Source organism: Actinotalea sp. JY-7885 (assembly GCF_014525465.1).
Classification (GTDB): domain Bacteria; phylum Actinomycetota; class Actinomycetes; order Actinomycetales; family Cellulomonadaceae; genus Actinotalea.
The window spans coordinates 41,973-58,231 of record NZ_JACEXH010000002.1 but is presented as its reverse complement, the minus strand read 5'-3'; the positions used below and the strand labels follow the sequence as shown (position 1 = coordinate 58,231).

The 16,259-nt window shown below is 74.6% G+C and carries 12 protein-coding genes; 6 read left to right on the top strand and 6 right to left on the bottom strand.

From position 1 onward, the window contains the following. Positions 1-550, top strand: a 550-nt coding sequence (locus IDM29_RS00620; protein WP_188037036.1) for a PadR family transcriptional regulator, incomplete at its 5' end; no start/stop codon positions are given. Positions 551-892: 342 nt separating this feature from the next. Further along, on the top strand, positions 893-1,468 hold the full coding sequence (locus IDM29_RS00615; protein ID WP_182112696.1) for a hypothetical protein: 576 nt from the start codon (positions 893-895) through the stop codon (positions 1,466-1,468). Between the two features lie 24 nt (positions 1,469-1,492). On the opposite strand, the gene IDM29_RS17555 is transcribed toward IDM29_RS00615, so the two are convergent. Then, entirely contained in the window at positions 1,493-3,577 is a 2,085-nt protein-coding gene (locus tag IDM29_RS17555; RefSeq protein WP_182112695.1) for a DUF4132 domain-containing protein, read from the bottom strand. A gap of 92 nt (positions 3,578-3,669) precedes the next feature. Between IDM29_RS17555 and IDM29_RS17470 the strand changes: the two genes are divergently transcribed. Continuing rightward, positions 3,670-5,250 (top strand): SIR2 family protein, encoded by a 1,581-nt coding sequence (locus IDM29_RS17470; RefSeq protein WP_182112694.1) that lies wholly within the window; start codon positions 3,670-3,672, stop codon positions 5,248-5,250. Continuing rightward, a complete protein-coding gene (locus IDM29_RS00600) occupies positions 5,247-5,750 on the top strand; it encodes a hypothetical protein (RefSeq protein ID WP_182112693.1) in 504 nt (167 codons plus the stop codon). The genes IDM29_RS17470 and IDM29_RS00600 overlap by 4 nt, the downstream gene beginning before the upstream one ends. Here IDM29_RS00600 and IDM29_RS17080 read toward each other — a convergent pair. Continuing rightward, positions 5,694-5,936, bottom strand: coding sequence for a histidine kinase (locus tag IDM29_RS17080; protein ID WP_255491710.1), 243 nt, complete (start codon positions 5,934-5,936; stop codon positions 5,694-5,696). The genes IDM29_RS00600 and IDM29_RS17080 overlap by 57 nt on opposite strands. A gap of 265 nt (positions 5,937-6,201) precedes the next feature. Here IDM29_RS17080 and IDM29_RS00590 point away from each other — a divergent pair, with 265 nt between their 5' ends. After that, a complete protein-coding gene (locus tag IDM29_RS00590) occupies positions 6,202-7,170 on the top strand; it encodes a DUF6318 family protein (protein ID WP_188037035.1) in 969 nt (322 codons plus the stop codon). A 173-nt stretch (positions 7,171-7,343) separates the two neighbouring features. Further along, the gene (locus IDM29_RS00585; RefSeq protein ID WP_223147804.1) at positions 7,344-8,243 is read left to right on the top strand and encodes a nuclease-related domain-containing protein; all 900 of its coding nucleotides are present in this window, start codon (positions 7,344-7,346) and stop codon (positions 8,241-8,243) included. A gap of 90 nt (positions 8,244-8,333) precedes the next feature. On the opposite strand, the gene IDM29_RS00580 is transcribed toward IDM29_RS00585, so the two are convergent. The 4 genes from IDM29_RS00580 to IDM29_RS00565 form a co-directional block, all read right to left on the bottom strand. Next, the gene (locus IDM29_RS00580) at positions 8,334-9,152 is read right to left on the bottom strand and encodes a hypothetical protein (RefSeq protein WP_182112691.1); all 819 of its coding nucleotides are present in this window, start codon (positions 9,150-9,152) and stop codon (positions 8,334-8,336) included. After that, positions 9,149-15,514, bottom strand: coding sequence for a DUF4011 domain-containing protein (locus IDM29_RS00575; protein ID WP_188037034.1), 6,366 nt, complete (start codon positions 15,512-15,514; stop codon positions 9,149-9,151). The genes IDM29_RS00580 and IDM29_RS00575 overlap by 4 nt, the downstream gene beginning before the upstream one ends. 88 nt (positions 15,515-15,602) lie before the next feature. Next, positions 15,603-15,836, bottom strand: coding sequence for a hypothetical protein (locus IDM29_RS00570; protein ID WP_188037033.1), 234 nt, complete (start codon positions 15,834-15,836; stop codon positions 15,603-15,605). Positions 15,837-15,889: 53 nt separating this feature from the next. Beyond that, entirely contained in the window at positions 15,890-16,243 is a 354-nt protein-coding gene (locus tag IDM29_RS00565) for a DUF6188 family protein (RefSeq protein WP_182112688.1), read from the bottom strand. Positions 16,244-16,259 lie beyond the last annotated feature (16 nt).

Sequence of the window (16,259 nt, the reverse complement as noted above, 5' to 3'; positions counted from 1 at the left end):
GCTCTTCCGATCTGGCTTCGGCGGGCCCGGCGGCTTCGGCGCTGGCGGCTTCGGCGGCCCTCCCGGCTTCGGCCCTGGGCGTCGCGGGCGCGGGCCCCGGGCTCGCGGCGACGTCCGGGCCGCCATCCTCCTGCTGCTCGACGAGCAGCCACGACACGGATACGAGCTGATCCAGGAGATCGGGGACCGGAGCTCCGGGACGTGGACGCCGAGCCCCGGCTCCGTCTACCCCACGCTCCAAGCGCTCGAGGACGAAGGGCTCGTGACCATCGAGCGCGTGGAAGGACGCCGTACGGCGTCGCTGACGCCGCAGGGCACCGCCTACGTCGAGGAGCACCGCGCGACCCTCGGCACCCCGTGGACCACGGCGGGCTTCGACCCTGCGTCCGCCCTCGCGCTCCGGCAGGAGGTCATGGCGCTCAAGGACGCCGTCGCGCAGGTGGCGAAGGTCGGCACCTCCGAGCAGCACACCGCCGCGAGCGAGGTCCTGGTCCGCGCACGCAAGGAGCTGTACCGGCTGCTCGCGGGCGACTCCCCGACGCAGTCGTGACCTCGACGCGGGCGACGACGCCGACGACGATGGCCCCCGGACTGGTTCCGGGGGCCATCGTCCGTGTGCTGCGAGCTGCTCACCTACCCTCGTCGCATGAGGACTGACGGCAGCGCGCGCGGCACGACCCTGGATCCCGCCCGATGAGGGCGGCACGCAAGGCCGCGCCCTGGGTCGCCGGCGGCGTCGTGCTGGCGATGCTGCTCGCCGGGCTGGTCGGAGCGCTCGGCGGGCTGGGCTGACGCAGGGCCGCACTCTCCGCTGCCATGAGCACGCACCGCACCCGATCTGGTGCCAAGATCGGCCGGCAGGTGCTGTCACCCCGCTGCGGAGGAGGCCCGGATGGAGCACGACGAGCTCATCGGACGGCTGCGTCGGCTCGAGGGCCGGCTCTCGCGCATCGAGCGGCGCGAGGGGACGCTGCGCAGGACCGCGTCGATGCTCACCCTCGGCGCCGCGCTGTCGGTCGTGTCGATGTCCCTCACGTGGCTCGGCGACGGGGTGGACCTCGACGCGGACCACGTGACCGAGGCGGTCACCTGGCCCGGTCTGAGCGGCTGGAACCTGCTCATCAGATTCACCGGGACGACCGAGGGCGGCGAGGCCTTCCTCACCGTCGCCGTGCTGATGCTCCCGCTCCTGACTGCTGCCGCGGCCCTGACCGCCCTGCGCAGCGACAGCCCTGGTCCGTCCCGCCTCGCCGTCGCAGTCGCCGCGGTGACCGCAGGGGTGGTCGGCGGGCTGTACCTGCTCGGTCTGCTCACGACGCGGTACGGGCAGGTCGTCGGGTCCGGATGGCTCCTGGCCGCCGTCAGCGCCGCCGTCGTGGCGGGTGCGGCCTACGCCCAGGTGTCGGTCCTGCGGGACGAGGAAGAGCGGCGGCCACGTGCGCGCACGGGCCTCGCGGCTCTCCGCTGACGGGTGTGCGGCCCGGTGGCGGCCTCACCCGCCACGGGCGCACTGGGCCACGGCCGCCAGGATGCGCGCGAGCAGCTTCTCGTCGTACGGGAGCCAGGGGACCGTCGGCGTCGGGCGCGGCGTGACGACGAGGGGCACCTCGTCCCCGTCGAGCGTGATGCGCCCCGTCCGCAGGTGGATGGCGAAGCGGCCGACGTGGAGATGCGTGCGGCTCAGGTGTGTGTCCGGCAGGCCCTCCGTCGCGCGGGCGACCACATCACGCCGCAGGGCCAGGCCGTCGCTCCAGTGCGGCAGCCTCGCCGGCCGGTCGGGGACGAGGCCGAGGGCCGCCACCGAGACCGCAAGGTCCAGGGAGCGAAGGATCTCGGAGAGGAGCACATGCCCCTCGGCGGCGTCGGGAGACCACGCCGTGCCGGCACCGCGGCCGGTACGGAGCCGCAGTGCCCCGAGCACGGACTCACCACGCGCGCCGGGGTAGGCGCCGGGGAGGTCGACCCGCGCCACGACGGCGCCCTCGGTGCGCGTCATCCCGTCGTGCGCGTCGCTCGTCCACCCCGCCCCGCGAGCGACCGCCGTGAACAGCCGCAGGTCGACGACGTAGCCCTCGAAGTCCGTGACGACGCCGTCAGCCGCCGGGATGGCGCCATAGTGCTCGCGGAAGACCTGTCGGAACGGCTGGTCGATGCGCTCGCGCCAGATGCGGTCGCGCCACGCGCCCCGCTCCTGGTCGTCGGCGGAGGCCGGGTGCCACAGCGCGACAGAGGCGTCGGGCGTCACCGAGACCTCCAGGTCGTCGGCGTCCGTCCACAGCAAGGTGCCCGCGCCCGGGCGCGGCATCGCCGACCGGACGCGACCGTCGGCGCTGGTCACCCTCCACACGAGGCGACCCGCCACGTCCCCGAGCGAGGGGGCGACAGCGTCCTGCCACTGCGCCGCCGGCCAGTGCAGACCCGTGAGATAGCCCTTCTCGAGCAGGCGCAGCTGTGTCGTGCGCCGCGGGTCGTGGAGGTCAGGGTCGCCGCGGAAGGCGATCGCCGGCCGCAGCGCGAGGTGGCGCCGGGCGTCCGCCAGGTGACGCGTCAGCTTCTTCTTCACGCCCGCGTGCCGGACCGTCGGTATGACACGGGTCAGGGCCTGGACCGTCTCCGGCGTCGGCGCGCACGCGATGGCACGGCCGAGGTTCATCGCCAGTGACTGCGAGGGAACCGTGCGGGCGGCAGGGTCCGGCGCCGTCGAGACCGCCTCGAGCAGTGGGGGCACGAGATCGGCGACCCAGGGCTCGTCCCATGCCAGCGCCTGGAGCGCGGCCTCGGCGACGACGGGCGCCTCCGTCCCGGTGAACGCGGCGTCGGGTGCGTACGGCACACGCCCCGCGGCGACGTCGCGGGCCCGCTCCAGCGCATCCTCGAGGGCGTTGCGGACCCAGGCCCGGTAGGCGGGGATGTCGTCCGGCCGTGGGCCGCCGTCACCGACCGGCGTCGGGCGCGCCCCCACCCACAGCTGCGGGGCCCGGTCGAGGAGGAACCGCTCCTCGGCGGACAGGGTGGACACCATCTCGAGACGGCCGGCGTGCCAGCTGCTTTCCGCGGTGCCACGAAGGCGGTCGTCGAGGTCGGGCCAGACGTCCTCGGCGCCGGGAATACCGGCGAGCAGGGCAAGCGCGGGACCGTGGCCCCACGGGAACCTGTGCCTGCGCTCGGGTCCCGGGGCGGGTGCGTCCGCCGCAGCACGGAGCACGGCGAGGAGCGCTGTCGCGGCGGCGACGACGTCCGGCGCCACCGGGTCGGTCGCGCGCCGCAGGACGTGCGCCGCCGCGGTCAGCCGGCCCGCCGGCGTCTGCCGCGGCCCGTCGCCGTCCGCGAGGGCACGCAGCACGGCGCTCGCCGCGGCCGGCGGGTAGACAGCGTCGTCGAGGTGCCTCCGCAGCGTGCCGGTGAGCCGCGGGTGAGCCGCGGCCCGGACCTGGTCCGTCTCGAGATGGACGTGGAGGCGGCCGAGGTCCGCGGGGGCGAGCTCGACCACCCGGTCCGCCAGGGCGACCTCATCGTCCGTCGCTTCCCGCGCGGCGAGCGCCTGCTCGATCCGGTGCACGAGCGAGGCGGTGGTCACCGGGCGAGTGTCGCGCACGGGGCCGACACCGGGCAGCCGCCCACAGGGTGACGACGGGAGCACACCCCGCCCCACCGGGCTAGCGTCGCCCCATGACCGGGGACGGACACGTCTTCGTGGTCCACGGGCGCGTGGAGAACCTGGACCACGACGCCGTCGTCGTGCCGACGGACCGGGCGTTCTCGGTCGGCGAGCGGTGGGCGGCGGCGCTCGGTCGGCGTGACGACACCGGCGCGGCCGCGTGGCGTCGGGACGTCGGGGCGCTCCGGCCGCACGGCTGGGCCGACGCCGGCTGGGGCCGGGCACGGGAGTCGTCCGTGCTGCGCCCGCGGTCGCCGGTCTGGTTCGTCGACGCGGCGAACGGCCGCGGGCTGGCGGGCGCAGCGGACGCCGTCGGGCCCATGGTCGACCGGCTGGCCGCCGTCCTCGCGGACATCGACCACGCCCAGCTGCGACCCGGCGGGAACCGGCCGCGGCCCGTGGTGGCCGTGCCCACGCTCGGCGTCGGGCGCGGCGGATTCGGGGCAGTGCGGGGCGACGTCGTCGACGCGCTGCTCGCGACCTGCCTGGCTGCGGCGCACTCGGGGGGGATCGACGTCGTCGTCGCCGCGGCGGACGCGGCGGACCACGCGGCGTTCCAGGCGCGACGCCGCCTTCTCGGTGGAGGTCACGCCGACCACCTGCCTCCCGGCCTGCTGCGCGACGCCGAGGCGCTCGCCGCCCGCGTGACCGAGGGGTCGCTGGCGCTCTTCATCGGCGCGGGGGTGAGCATGTCGGCGGGACTGCCGTCGTGGGGCGAGCTCATCGGGCGGCTCGCGCAGGACGCCGGCGTCGACCTCGGCACCGTCCGGTCGCCGCTCGACCAGTCCGAGCTGCTGCGGCGCGTGCTCGGCGAGCAGCGGCTCGGCGAGCGTGTCGCCGAGCTGACCCGCGGGGACGGCCGGTACGGCCTGTCGCACGCGCTGCTCGCGTCGCTGGGGTGCGCGGAGGCAGTGACCACCAACTACGACGACCTCTACGAGCGTGCCGTGCACGACACCGGCCAGGAGCACCTCGCGGTGCTCCCCTTTAACCTGACGATGCCGGGCGCCCCGTGGCTGCTCAAGATGCACGGCGACGCGCGGTTCCCCGAGACGATCGTGCTGTCACGGTCGGACTTCGTGGGCTACGACGCGCAGTCCGGGCCTATGGGCGCCGTCGTGCAGTCGCTGCTCATGACCAAGCACCTCATGGCGGTCGGGGCCTCGATGACGGACGACAACTTCCTGCGCATCGCGCACGAGGTGCTGCTGTTCCGGGCCGGCAGCACGCCGCTCGCGTCCGACCGGCGGCGGGGGACAGCTCTCGGCACGGTCGTCACGTTCTCCGCCGACGAGGCGACGCGGCGGTTGTGGGAAGGCCGCTTCGACTACGTCGCCGTCGCGCACGACAACGGCGCCGGCCCCGGCGTGCGGGCCAGGCGCCTGGCGATCTTCCTTGACGCGGTCGCGATGCACGCGACGCCGGCGCAGTACCTCGCCGACGAGCGGTACGCGGCGCTCCTCAGCGACCGCGAGCGCGAGGTGGCGGAGAAGGCTCGTGACCTGCGACGACGCATCGAGACGCTGCCCGAGGCGGAGCGGGCGGCGTGGCGGCGGCTGGCAGACGCGCTCGGCGAGGTGGGGGCCGGATGACGGAGGCACTCGCGCCGGACCTGCGACGCCTGCTCGCGAGGTTCGCCGCGCTCGGCCAGCCACGGCGCTACGACGACTCCGGCTTCCGGCTCGCGAGCACTCTCGAGCCGCCCGCCACAGCCCACGAGATCGCCGCCACCGTGCCCGAGCACGCGCCAGACGAACTGCGCGAGCTCTGGTCGCTGACCCGAGGTGCCAGGCTCTTCGAGGACGTGGACTACGGACAGTGGGGGATGGTGATCCTCTCGCCGGCCGCCAGCGCCAGGCGCACCGCGCACGAGCGCATCGCGCGCCCCGACGAGCTCCGACCGCACGACGTCGTCATCGCCGAGTTCCTCGGGGACTCCGATCTCCTGATCGCGAGCGTCGACGGGTCCGGCGGCTGGCAGCTGCGGGTGGCCGAGCCGCTCCTCCCTCGGGAGGACTGGCCCGTGCTCCAGGGGTCACTGGCGGGCGTCCTGTGGCGGTTCCTCGCGAGCGGGGGCGAGAAGTACTGGTAGGCGGGCGGCTCCCCGCCGCCGAGCACGAACACGTGCGTCCCGGCGCCCTGGCCGAGCGCGTAGGCGCGGATCATCCAGCCGCGGTACCGAGGGCGCGACGGCGAGTCCGGCCTGCGCGCGCACGGCGATCGCGGAGACGTGGTGCGCGACCGTGTCGTGCAGGTCGCGCGCCAGATGGTTCGGCACGTCACCGATGGAAGGGCAGCGGTGGGTAGGGCTGATCGGCCGGAAGGAGGAGAGGTGCGCGGGCGGCGCCCTGCACGGCTACCGCCGGGAGCCCCACGGGACGGGTCGGACAGTTGTCCACAGGGCACTCCGAGGACCACTGCCCTGGCCTACGGTGCCCGACATGCGCCTTTCGCCCAGGACCGAACGCCATCGGCTCGCGGCGGTCGGCGCCGCCGTGCTCGCGGTGGCGCTCGTCGCATGCGGCAATGCCGCACCATCGCCAGTGCCGCGCCCTAGCGAGCCGGCCGTACCCGTCTTCACCGTCGACGAGGCGCGGGACAAGGCGCCCGAGCTGGTGCACCACACGGTGCGGCCGGAGCCACCCGCCCAGCTGGACGTCACCGCCGACGAGTCGGGCGGCATCTTCCTGGAGTACGCGCTGGCGGTTGCCGACTACACCCACGACACCGGTGACCTGCAGGCCTGGGAGCAGCTCAGCCACCCCGAGTGCGGGTACTGCGCGCACGTCGCGGAGCAGGCTCGCGCCGCCCACGCGGAAGGTCGGGTGCCCAGCGGGGCGACCTCGCGACTGCACGTGGCGCACGCGATCCGTGTCAGTGACGACTTCTTCTCCGTCTTGGGTCGCGTCGTCACGACGCCGAGCCAGGAGCTCGACGCCCACGGCACCGTCGTCGACACGGGCCCGGGTGGGACCTACGCGGTGGCGGCCGCCGTCGTGCTCGAGGAGGGCCGTTGGATGTTGCGCGGACTCGACTCCGCGACCGTCCAGAGGCCGGGGCCCGACGGTGGGCCACCCCTGGCTGCCGCCTACAGCGGACCGCCGACGGAGCTCGACAGCGACAGCTGGAGCGACGGCATCAGCACCGCCGCCCACTACGCCCACCTCGACCGATACGTGCGGGCGACGGGCGACGACGTCGCGATGCGTGACCTCACCGACCCGTCCTGCGAGACGTGTGGCTCGTTGATCGAGGACGCGCTCGCGCAATGGCGGACGTCGCCGACGCCAGCCGACGACCGCGTCGTCGTCGCGTCGGCGATGCCTGGCGGCGCCTCCGACACCTGGGTCATGGTGAACTTCCACCTGGTCGAGGGGACCGACCTGAGCCGCCTCGCCGTCTATGACGAGGGCCCTTCCTCACCGACGCGACGCCACTGGTACTACGCGATCACCGTGACGCACGACGGCGCCCGGTGGCGCGTCGCCCACGTGACCGCATCGCAGGGGTGAGCAGAGCGGCACCCGCTGCCGTGGCATGAGCGGCACGGCCGGCGGGGCCGGTGATGCGCCGAACGGGTGACCTGACGTGCACGCCGTCACGTCGAACCCCGGGGATGTCGATGCCGCGTCAACGGCGCGAGCGCTATCGCGTCGGCGCTCGGCGCGAACACCAGGGGGAGACCATGAGCGATCTGAGGGAGCTGAGCGTCGTGCGGTGGCGCAAGTACGGGAAGGACCGCCTCTACGTCACCGCTCCTGACGAGCGACGGATGGGATGGTGCGACCTGGCCACCGGGGTCGTCACCGTCGACGACGACGCCGACCGTGCAGCGGTGGAGGCAGCCGTCGCGGGCTGGCGCGCCGCGGTCCCGGAACCAGCTCAGCAGGCCTCCCCCGCGCCGTCCACGAACGCCGGGGTCACGGTCATCACCGAGTCGTCGGTGGCGGCGCAGGAGCCGGTCTGGAACGACCTCGCCGAGCGACGAGCCGGCCAAGCGGCCCGCGAACAGGCGATCGCTCTCAAGCACGCCGCGCCGGTGCGGACGTTCGTCGCGCGCGTCCTGCGGGTGCACACCGACGAGCGGGCGTGGCGGATCGGCGCGGACGGTGAGGAGATGGTCGCGGCCCGTCTCGCGAGGCTGGTCAAGAAGGACGCGCGCTGGCGTGCGCTCCACGCAGTGCCGGTCGGCGTGAACGGATCTGACATCGATCACGTTGTGATCGGCCCGGGCGGAGTCTTCACGCTGAACGCCAAGCACCATCCCGGCGCGAAGATCTGGGTCGCGGGCACGACGTTCATGGTCAACGGTCAGAAGCAGCCGTACCTGCGCAACAGCCGCCACGAGGCGGCTCGCGCGTCGAGGCTCCTGACCGCGGCCGCCGGCGTCCCTGTCGAGGCGGTCGGCGTGGTCGTCCCGGTGGGCGCAGCCGACATCACCATCAAGAAGGCGCCGGAGGGTGCGCACGTGGTCTACCGAAGGGCCATCGGCAAGTGGCTCGAGCGACGACCGGAGGTCCTCGATCTCGAGGCGATCGACCGCGTCTTCGAGGCCGCGCGACGATCGACCACCTGGCTGGGATGACAGGGGCCGGAGCGCGCTGCGGGGCGATCAGCGGAAGCAGGTAGGGGCAGGGGGCGCGTGAGCGTCGGATAGCGACGCTGCCGCGTCACCTCAGCGGTGAGCCGTCGTCGCCGGAGGGCTGCCCGGGCGCGGGAAGGTGCCGCGCGCCGGGCCCCTGCGGTGCGCGTGGCCCGCCTCGGTCGCGTTGATCGCGAGCGCCGGGTCGCCGTGGTCCGGCGCCGTCCAGTAGCGGTCGTCGTCGAGCACGGTCGCCAGCTCGGCGTCCGGGACCGGGTGCAGGTCGACGTCGGCCCAGACATGCCGCTCGACGGTGAGCAGGCCGGCACGGACCAACCCTGCGACCACCTCGACGATCGCCCGCCGAAGCACCGCCTCGCCCATGCCGAAGAAGTAGACGCTGAGGTCGGACTCGATCTCCCAGAGGCCCGCGTCGTCCGCCATGCCCAGGACGAGGCGGCTGACGTCGTCGGCCGTCGCGCCGTGCCTCCCGTCGGCGTCGGGGGAACGGCGCAGCGGAGGGTCCGCGAGCCACGCCAGGAGGCCGGCCTGCGGAAGCCGGATGCCGCCGTTGCGGTCGATCACCGAGCGCGCCCGCCGGGCGGCGCACACGACCTCCGCCCACCGGGGGTGCACCCTGCAGGCCGTCGTCGAGGCCCGTGGCAGCTCGGCGAGCATGGCGAGGAGGCGTGCACCGAGGGCACGCATGACGAGCACCTCGTCCCGGTAGAGGACCGCGCCGACGGCAGCCTCGGGACTCGCTGCGACCGTGGTGTGGCGGGTCAGCCACGCGAGGGCGTGCTGGATGGCGGGCGGGTGCTCGATCGCGAGGGCGGTCACCCCCAGGGTGACCTCGAGCCTGAGGTGCGGCTGGGCGACCTCCGCCGGGGCGTCGGCCACGGCGCTGCTCACGGGGCGGCCACCACGAGGCCGTCGCGCTCGATCAGAGCGGCTTCGTCGAGGGCGGCCGCCAGGACCGCCTCGAGGCGGGGGCGGGTCCTCGACGCGAGGCGGGCGACGCCGAAGACCTGCGCGGTCGCGCGGAGCAGGTCCTCGCGCCCGATGCCGTGGGCGCCGCGTGCGATGTGCACCATCGCGGCGCGGAGCTCGGGGTAGGCCACCTCGGCGAGGTCGCGCCCCCCGACGTGCGGGACGCGGACCAGGGCCCAGGTGCGGCGGTCGGCGCCGTGCGGCCAGACGACGACGTCGCCGTTGGGCGCGTGCTCGACGCGGTCGGGCGGGACGACGGCGGCCAGGCTCCGGCGGCGCGCCTCGCGGACCGCGGTGAGTCCGAAGCGCCGGGCGACGACGCCGACGAGGCGGTCCATGAGCATCGGGCCCTCGGTTGCCAGGACGTCGTCGATCTCGATCACGACGCGCTTGCGGTCGTGCGCGCGGTGGAGGTTGTCGAGGACGGTGACCGTGCCGCGTGGTTCCTCGGACGCGGGCACGTAGGCGGTGCCCGAGGGTGCCGGGGCCGTGGCGTCCGGGGGCGGCGCGAGGTCCTGGACGTCCTGCACCGTCGCGCTGTCCGGGACACCGACGACGGTGTCCTGGATCGGCGCCGTCTCCCCGAAGGCCCCGGTGTCCTGGATGCCGACCGCGACGTGCTCGGGCTCCGCGCGGCGCACCGCGAGCGCCGGCTCGCGCGCCTCCGGGCGGCGGGCCGCCTCCACGACCGCGTGCACGACGGCGTCGGGCTCGCGCAGCCAGGTCGGCAGCCACACCCGCACCACGCGCGCCCAGCCCATCGCGCCTTCGAGCACGGTGCGCGGGAGGCCTTCGCGGTCGGTGACAGTGGTACGGCGCGCCCAGGCGGGACCGTCGAGGAGCACGGCGACCCACGGCAGGTCGGGCGCCGCGCGCACCGCGAGCTCGACCGTGAAGTCCGAGAGGCCGACATGCGTGAGGACCTCCAGCCCGGCGTCGCGCAGGGCGGCCGCGACCTCGTCGAGGTGCAGGTCCCGCCCTCGCTCGCGCACCAGGCCGGCGCGCCGGGCACCGTGCTTGGCCAGGACGAGGTAGTCGCGCAGGTCCGCGAGGCCCCGCGAGGACGAGCCGGACAGATCGAGTTCCTCCGGCTCGAACGACGAGAGCACGATGACGCGCTCCTTGGCACGCGTCACTGCGACGTTGAGCCGGCGTTCCCCGCCGCTGCGCGTCAGCGGGCCCCAGTTGAGCGGCACCCGGCCGCGGGTGTCCTTGGCGAACGCGAGCGTGAAGATGACGACGTCGCGCTCGTCGCCCTGGACGTTCTCCAGGTTCTTGACGAACAGCGGCTCCTCCTCGCGCGCGAGCGCCGCCTCGATCAGCGCGTCCCCCGAGCCCTCGAGCAGGTCGAGGACGAGCTCGCGCTGCTGCGTGTTGAACGTGACGACGCCGATCGACCGCTGCGCGTCCTGCCGCAGGAGCGCCGCGACCTCGTCGAGCACCGCGGCGGCCTCCGCGCGGTTGACCCGGGCGCCGCGGGCGCCGCCCTCCCAGACGCCGTCGACCTTGCGCCAGGAGACGCCGAGACCCTCGCGGCGGCCTGGCGGCGTCGGGAAGCTCGCGAGGCGGTTGTCGTAGTAGGCGCGGTTGGAGAAGGCGATGAGCGACTCCTCGCGGCTGCGGTAGTGCCAGGTCAGCGACAGGCTCGGCAGCCGGGACTCCTTGGCCTCCCCGAGGATGCTCTCCATGTCCGCGGGCACGGTGACGTCCTCGACGGGGTCGCCCTCGCTCGGCGGCGCGGAGTCGAACATCGACGTGGGCGGCATCTGCTTGGAGTCGCCGACGACGATCACCGACGCGCCGCGGCCCATCGCGCCCACGGACTCGGCGACGCGGATCTGCGACGCCTCGTCGAACACGACGACGTCGAACCCGGTGCCGTCCGTCGGCAGGAAGCGGGCGACCGAGCTCGGGCTCATCAGCAGGCACGGCGTGACCTCGGTGATGATCGAGCCGTAGCGCGCGAGCAGCTGGCGGATCGTCAGGCCGCCGCGGCGGCGGCCGAGCTGCGCCATGAGCTCGGCGCTGCGGCCGGCGCGGGCCCGCGGGTCGAAGGTGCGGGCGGCGACGATGCGCGCGGGCAGCTCGACGCGCATGCGCTCGCGCACGTCCTCTCCCGTGTCCAGGAACCGGCCCGTCAGCCGCGAGCGGTGGCGCTCGTCGAAGGTGCGCAGACCGGTGGCGTCGAGCCGCTCGGCGACGACCGTCTGCGCGTAGGCGAGGCGGACGGCGTCCTCGGCGCGGTCCCCGTCGAGGACGCCGGCGCGGACCAGGCGCCCGACGTCGGGGGCTCCCCACGCGTCGAACGCCGCGATCGCGCCGCGCACGCGCGCCCAGCGCTGGAGCTGCACGAGGGCGCCGGAGCGCGCGTCGGCCTGCCACCGCGGGCCGTCGGCGGCGAGCCCGGCCGACAGGCCTCGCCCCGCGAGCCAGGAGGCGAGGTCCTCCGGGGTCGCGCGCAGCGCGGAGGCCGCGTCGTGCCACGCGGCCGCCAGGCGGCGGATCGCCTCGACCGTGCCCCATGGCAGGTCGTGCGCGCGGTCGACGACGGCCTCGGTCGCGTCGTCCACGGCCCGGCCGCCCAGGCGGGCGAGGTCGGCGGTCGCGCCCCACCGGCGGATCGCGTGCTCGACCGGGACGTGCGCCTCGACGTCGAGGGGGTTCCAGCCGAAGGGCAGCAGCAGGCCGGGCAGGGCCCCGATGTGCTGGGCGAGCCGCTCCCCCGCGGCGCGGGCAGCGACCAGTCCGGTGAGCAGCGGGGTGAGCTGCTTGAGCGGCACCTCGGCGTCCGGCCGAACGGCGCCCGCGACCAGGGCGAGCGCGGCGCGGCGGCGCTTGCCGCGCCCGAGGAAGAAGGAGGCGTCGGCCGCGGTCGAGGCCGCGAGCGCGGCGTCGAGGTCGAGCGCCATGACGGCGGGCGCGAACGGGCCGAGCGCGCCGGCGTAGGTGGCGCGGTGCTGGTCGAACGCCTGCCGGACCTGTTCGGCATGCTCGGCCCAGCCCGGGCCCACGAGCCGCCGCGCCTCGGCGGTGGGCGCGAGCCGCTCCCCCGCGCTCGCGTCGAGCCACTCCGCGACGTGGTCGACCTGCTCGGGCGTCGTCGCGAGGTCGAGCAGCGGCCGCAGGGGCGAGGCCGCGAGGGCGGCGTCGGCCGCGATCACCTCGTCGACGGCCGCGGCGACGCGCTGCGGGACGACGGCCTCGGGGCCGGTGAGCCCGGCGAGGCGCCACGGGTGCGCGGCGGGCGCGCCGCCCAGGTCGTGGAGCGCGTGGGCGAGGTCGCGGGCGGCGTCGTACACGTCCGCAGCCGGGACCGCGCCCAGGACGAGCGTCGTGGGGAGCTGCGGGAGGGCGTCGTCGGGCACGTCGGCGCGCTCGCGCAGGCTCAGGGCGACCTGGCGCGCGTCCCACGCGGACAGCCCGACCGGGCCCTCGTCGTGGAGCTGGCGGGGGTAGCGGCTGAGGTTGTCGGTGAGCGAGCGGTAGCTGTCGCGCAGGGTCTCCCACGAGGCGGAGCGCTCGACGTCGTGCCCGATCGCGGCCTGGAGCTGGGCGCGCACGGCGCTGATCGTCTGGTTGCGGCCGTGCAGGTCGAGGCTGAAGACGCCGAGCCCGACGTCGTCCAGGCGGCGCTTGACGACGTCGAGCGCGGCCTGCTTCTCGGCGACGAACAGGACGCTGCGCCCGTGCGCGAGGCAGTCGGCGATGAGATTGGTGATGGTCTGCGACTTGCCGGTGCCGGGCGGGCCCTCGAGCACGAAGGAGCGTCCGGCGCGCGCCCAGCGGACGGCCTCGATCTGCGAGCCGTCGGCGGGGACGGGCAGGAAGGTCGTGGCCTCGGCGGTGGGGTCGGGCTCCGGTTCGGGCGCCGCGTCGAGGAACGGCACGCCCGGCGTCTCGACGAGGTGCCGGACGACGGGGCGCTCGACGAACGACCGCCAGCTCTCCGTGAGGTCCTTCCACATCTCGAGCGTGGAGAACGCGAACATCGCGACGGTCGCGGTCTCCTCGAGCGCGAAGTCGCCGTGCCCGCTGGAGAGGATCGCGGCGCGGACCGCCTGGAGCGCGCGCGGCAGGTCGATGCCCTCGCCGTCCTGGCCGGGGTCGAGCAGCTCGGGCACGACGATGCCGCGGCTGACGCGGAGCTTCTCGATGAGGCAGTGGTTGGGGACGATCGTGCCGGTCTCGTCCATGCGCAGGCGCCACAGCGCGCCGCGGCCGCCGACGAGCGTGACGGGGACGAGGAACAGTGGGGCGCGGACGGACTTGCTGCGCTCGGTCCAGGTCAGCGCGCCGAGGGCGAGGTAGAGGTTGTTGGCGCCGGTCTCCTCGATCGCGGTGCGCGCGCGGCGGGACAGGCTCCGCATCCGCGCGGCGTACGCGGCGGTCGCCAGGCCGACGTAGGCGCACGACTCCTCGACCAGGATGCGGCGGACGACGTCGGGGTCGATGTCCTGCGCCGAGCGCGCGCCCTGCTGGACGTGGATCTGCTCGATCTGGTCGTGCGGGACCAGCGTGAGGGTCTGGCCGCCAGCGACCAGGTCCTCGAGCGTCGCGAGCGCGCCGTGCGGCACGTGGACCGGCGCGCCGCTGCGCGCGGCCGCGAGGTTGAGCAGCGGGTTGCGCAGGGTGAGGTCGAGCAGCGAGCGCCGCCACGCCTCGATGCGCGCGGGCCGGTCCTCGACGGGCATCGCGGGCGTCGTCTCGCCGCGGATGCGCCGGCGGGCCTCGGCGCGCTCGACCTCCACCTCGACGACGACCGTCTCGCCGTCGCGCCGCACGGTCGGCAGCGGCCGCACGCGGCGGTGCGCGGCGACGACGTCGAGCACGTGGCTCACCTCGTCGAGGCGTCGGGTCCACCACGGGTCGGTGGCCGCAAGGGCGTCGTCGAACGGCATCGCGGCGGTGACGCCGGTGAGCTCGACGGTCTCGACGACGCCGGCGTCCATGAGCAGGCCGATGGTGCCGGGGTCGCTGACCGCGACGAGCGGGAGCTGGCTGTCGGTGACGAGGTAGCCCGCGACGGCGTGGTTGCGGGTGGTGACGATCACGGGATGCAGGCCGGCGGACTCGAGTGCGGCCGCGTAGGCGCACGCGAGGTCGAGGCAGTTGCCCCAGCGTCCGTCGAGCACCTCGCCGTGCGAGCGAATGCGCTGGCCGGTGCCCTCGAACGACGCCGGGGCCTGGATGTAGCGGACCTCGCGCGCCGTCATCGCCTCGTAGACGGCGCGGGCGATGGCGACGGCGCGCTCCTCGCCGCCCTGGTAGCCGTCGAGGTCGCCGCGTCCGGTGGCGGCCTGGAGTCGTTGGGCGGCCTCGGCGAGGAGCACGGCGACGGCGGCGTCGTTGGGGCGGACGTGCGCGGCCAGAGCCTCGGGGATGGACGCGGCCCACCACTCGTCCGGCGGCAGGAGGCGGATGAGGTCGGTCTGCTGCGCGTCGCCGAGGGTGAGCGTCAGGCGGGTGGTGATCGACTCGTCGAGGTGGACGAAGGCCGACGGGCTCAGTTGCCAGGCCGTGAGGTGCGTGGGGACGTCGATCGTCTCGCCGGGGGCGACCAGGCCGGGCTCGACGACCAGCGGCTCGGCGACGTGGGTGTCGGTCCAGGGCTCGATCGTCAGGCTGAGGGGGCCGGGGTCGACGGGGGCCGTGCCGTGGTTGGTGAGGCGGATCCCGAGGACCGGGGAGACGCGGTTGGTGACGAGGGCGTAGTTGAGGGCCTCGCGGTAGGTGACGGTGACGTCGAGCGGGCCGACGGCGGCGGTGAGGTGGCGGAAGCCGGGGGTGGTTGGGGTCTGAGTGCGGGCGGGGGCGAGGGAGACGACGTCGTCGTCCTGCGGGGTGGTGGGCTCGGGCTGCTGCGCGGCGGGGCGCAGGGCGCGGACCTCCGCAGCGGCGTCGTCCATCGCGAGGGACTCGAACAGCAGGGCCATCGTGTCGAGGGCGTCGTCGACCTCCGCGCGGTCGAGGTCCGGCACGTGCGCCCAGCGGTTGGTCGCCGCGATGAGCTGGTCGAGCCAGGCGTGCTGCGCGGGCTCGAGCGGGAAGACGTCGCGCGTGTGGCGGACGATCCGCAGGAGGGTGCGCGGTTCTCGGGGGTCGACCGTGACGGCGTGGCCGCGGCGGGTGGACTCGGAGGCCCCGTAGACGGCTGCCCAGTCCTGGTCGGCAGGCGCGGCCGCTGACATCTCCGCGTCGACCCACGGGTGGAGCGCGGTGCCGAGCAGCGCGAGGCCACGGCCGAGGCGCTCGGAGTCCGTCAGCGTGGTGCCGAGCGTCGACATGCGGGGGTGCGCTCCCTGGGTTGGGGTTCAGCGCAGGGTACGGGGAGCGGCTGACACGCGGCGCGGGCGGCGCGGGCGGCGCGCAGGTCTACGTGGCGCCGCAGCACAGCACACGGTCGCGGACCACGACGCGGGGATGGATCTCGATGGACAGCAGGACCACCATCGGTAGGCGACGGACTGGTCCGTGAGGTCGAACGAGAGGTCGAGGCGCTCGTTCGACCTCGTTGTCGAAGCGAAGGAGGCGGCCGCCGTACTCGTCGATCGGCTCCGGGGTGACGCCGAACTCCTCGAAGCACTCCTGGTCGGCGGGTGTCGACATCGGGTCGATGCGCACGGGGCTGTCTCCGGGGGGCCGGCGTCTCGCGACGGGATCTAGACGACGATCAGAGGTCGGTCCTTGAACTGGATCTCGTAGCTCTCGTAATTTGGTTCGTCGTCAAGGATGTCGATCGTCGCGGCACGGCCCGCGAAACGCAGGCGGACCGTCCCCGCGACGTTCCACTCGACGCTCTGGATGGCCTTCCCGAGGCTCGCGATGAACTCGGTCAGGATTTCGCTCCGATCGCTTGTCTCACGGCCGCCAGAGTGCATCACGAACGTCGACGTGACCATGATCCGGCATTCGCCCTCGAAGTTGAGATTCACCTCGTGCTGCCCGACGCAGACCTGAGTGAGAAGCAGGCCCCGCAAGGCGCTGAGATCGGTCGATGGGGGAAGGCCGTACATCAGGTTTGCACCATTC

Excerpts from the sequence above, each read along its gene's own strand:
- IDM29_RS00570 (WP_188037033.1), bottom strand. The coding sequence starts at position 15,836 with ATGTCGACACCCGCCGACCAGGAGTGCTTCGAGGAGTTCGGCGTCACC.
- IDM29_RS00600 (WP_182112693.1), top strand. The coding sequence starts at position 5,247 with ATGACGGAGGCACTCGCGCCGGACCTGCGACGCCTGCTCGCGAGGTTC.
- IDM29_RS00615 (WP_182112696.1), top strand. The coding sequence starts at position 893 with ATGGAGCACGACGAGCTCATCGGACGGCTGCGTCGGCTCGAGGGCCGG.
- IDM29_RS00575 (WP_188037034.1), bottom strand. The coding sequence starts at position 15,514 with ATGTCGACGCTCGGCACCACGCTGACGGACTCCGAGCGCCTCGGCCGT.
- IDM29_RS17470 (WP_182112694.1), top strand. The coding sequence starts at position 3,670 with ATGACCGGGGACGGACACGTCTTCGTGGTCCACGGGCGCGTGGAGAAC.
- IDM29_RS00565 (WP_182112688.1), bottom strand. The coding sequence starts at position 16,243 with ATGTACGGCCTTCCCCCATCGACCGATCTCAGCGCCTTGCGGGGCCTG.
- IDM29_RS00585 (WP_223147804.1), top strand. The coding sequence starts at position 7,344 with ATGAGCGATCTGAGGGAGCTGAGCGTCGTGCGGTGGCGCAAGTACGGG.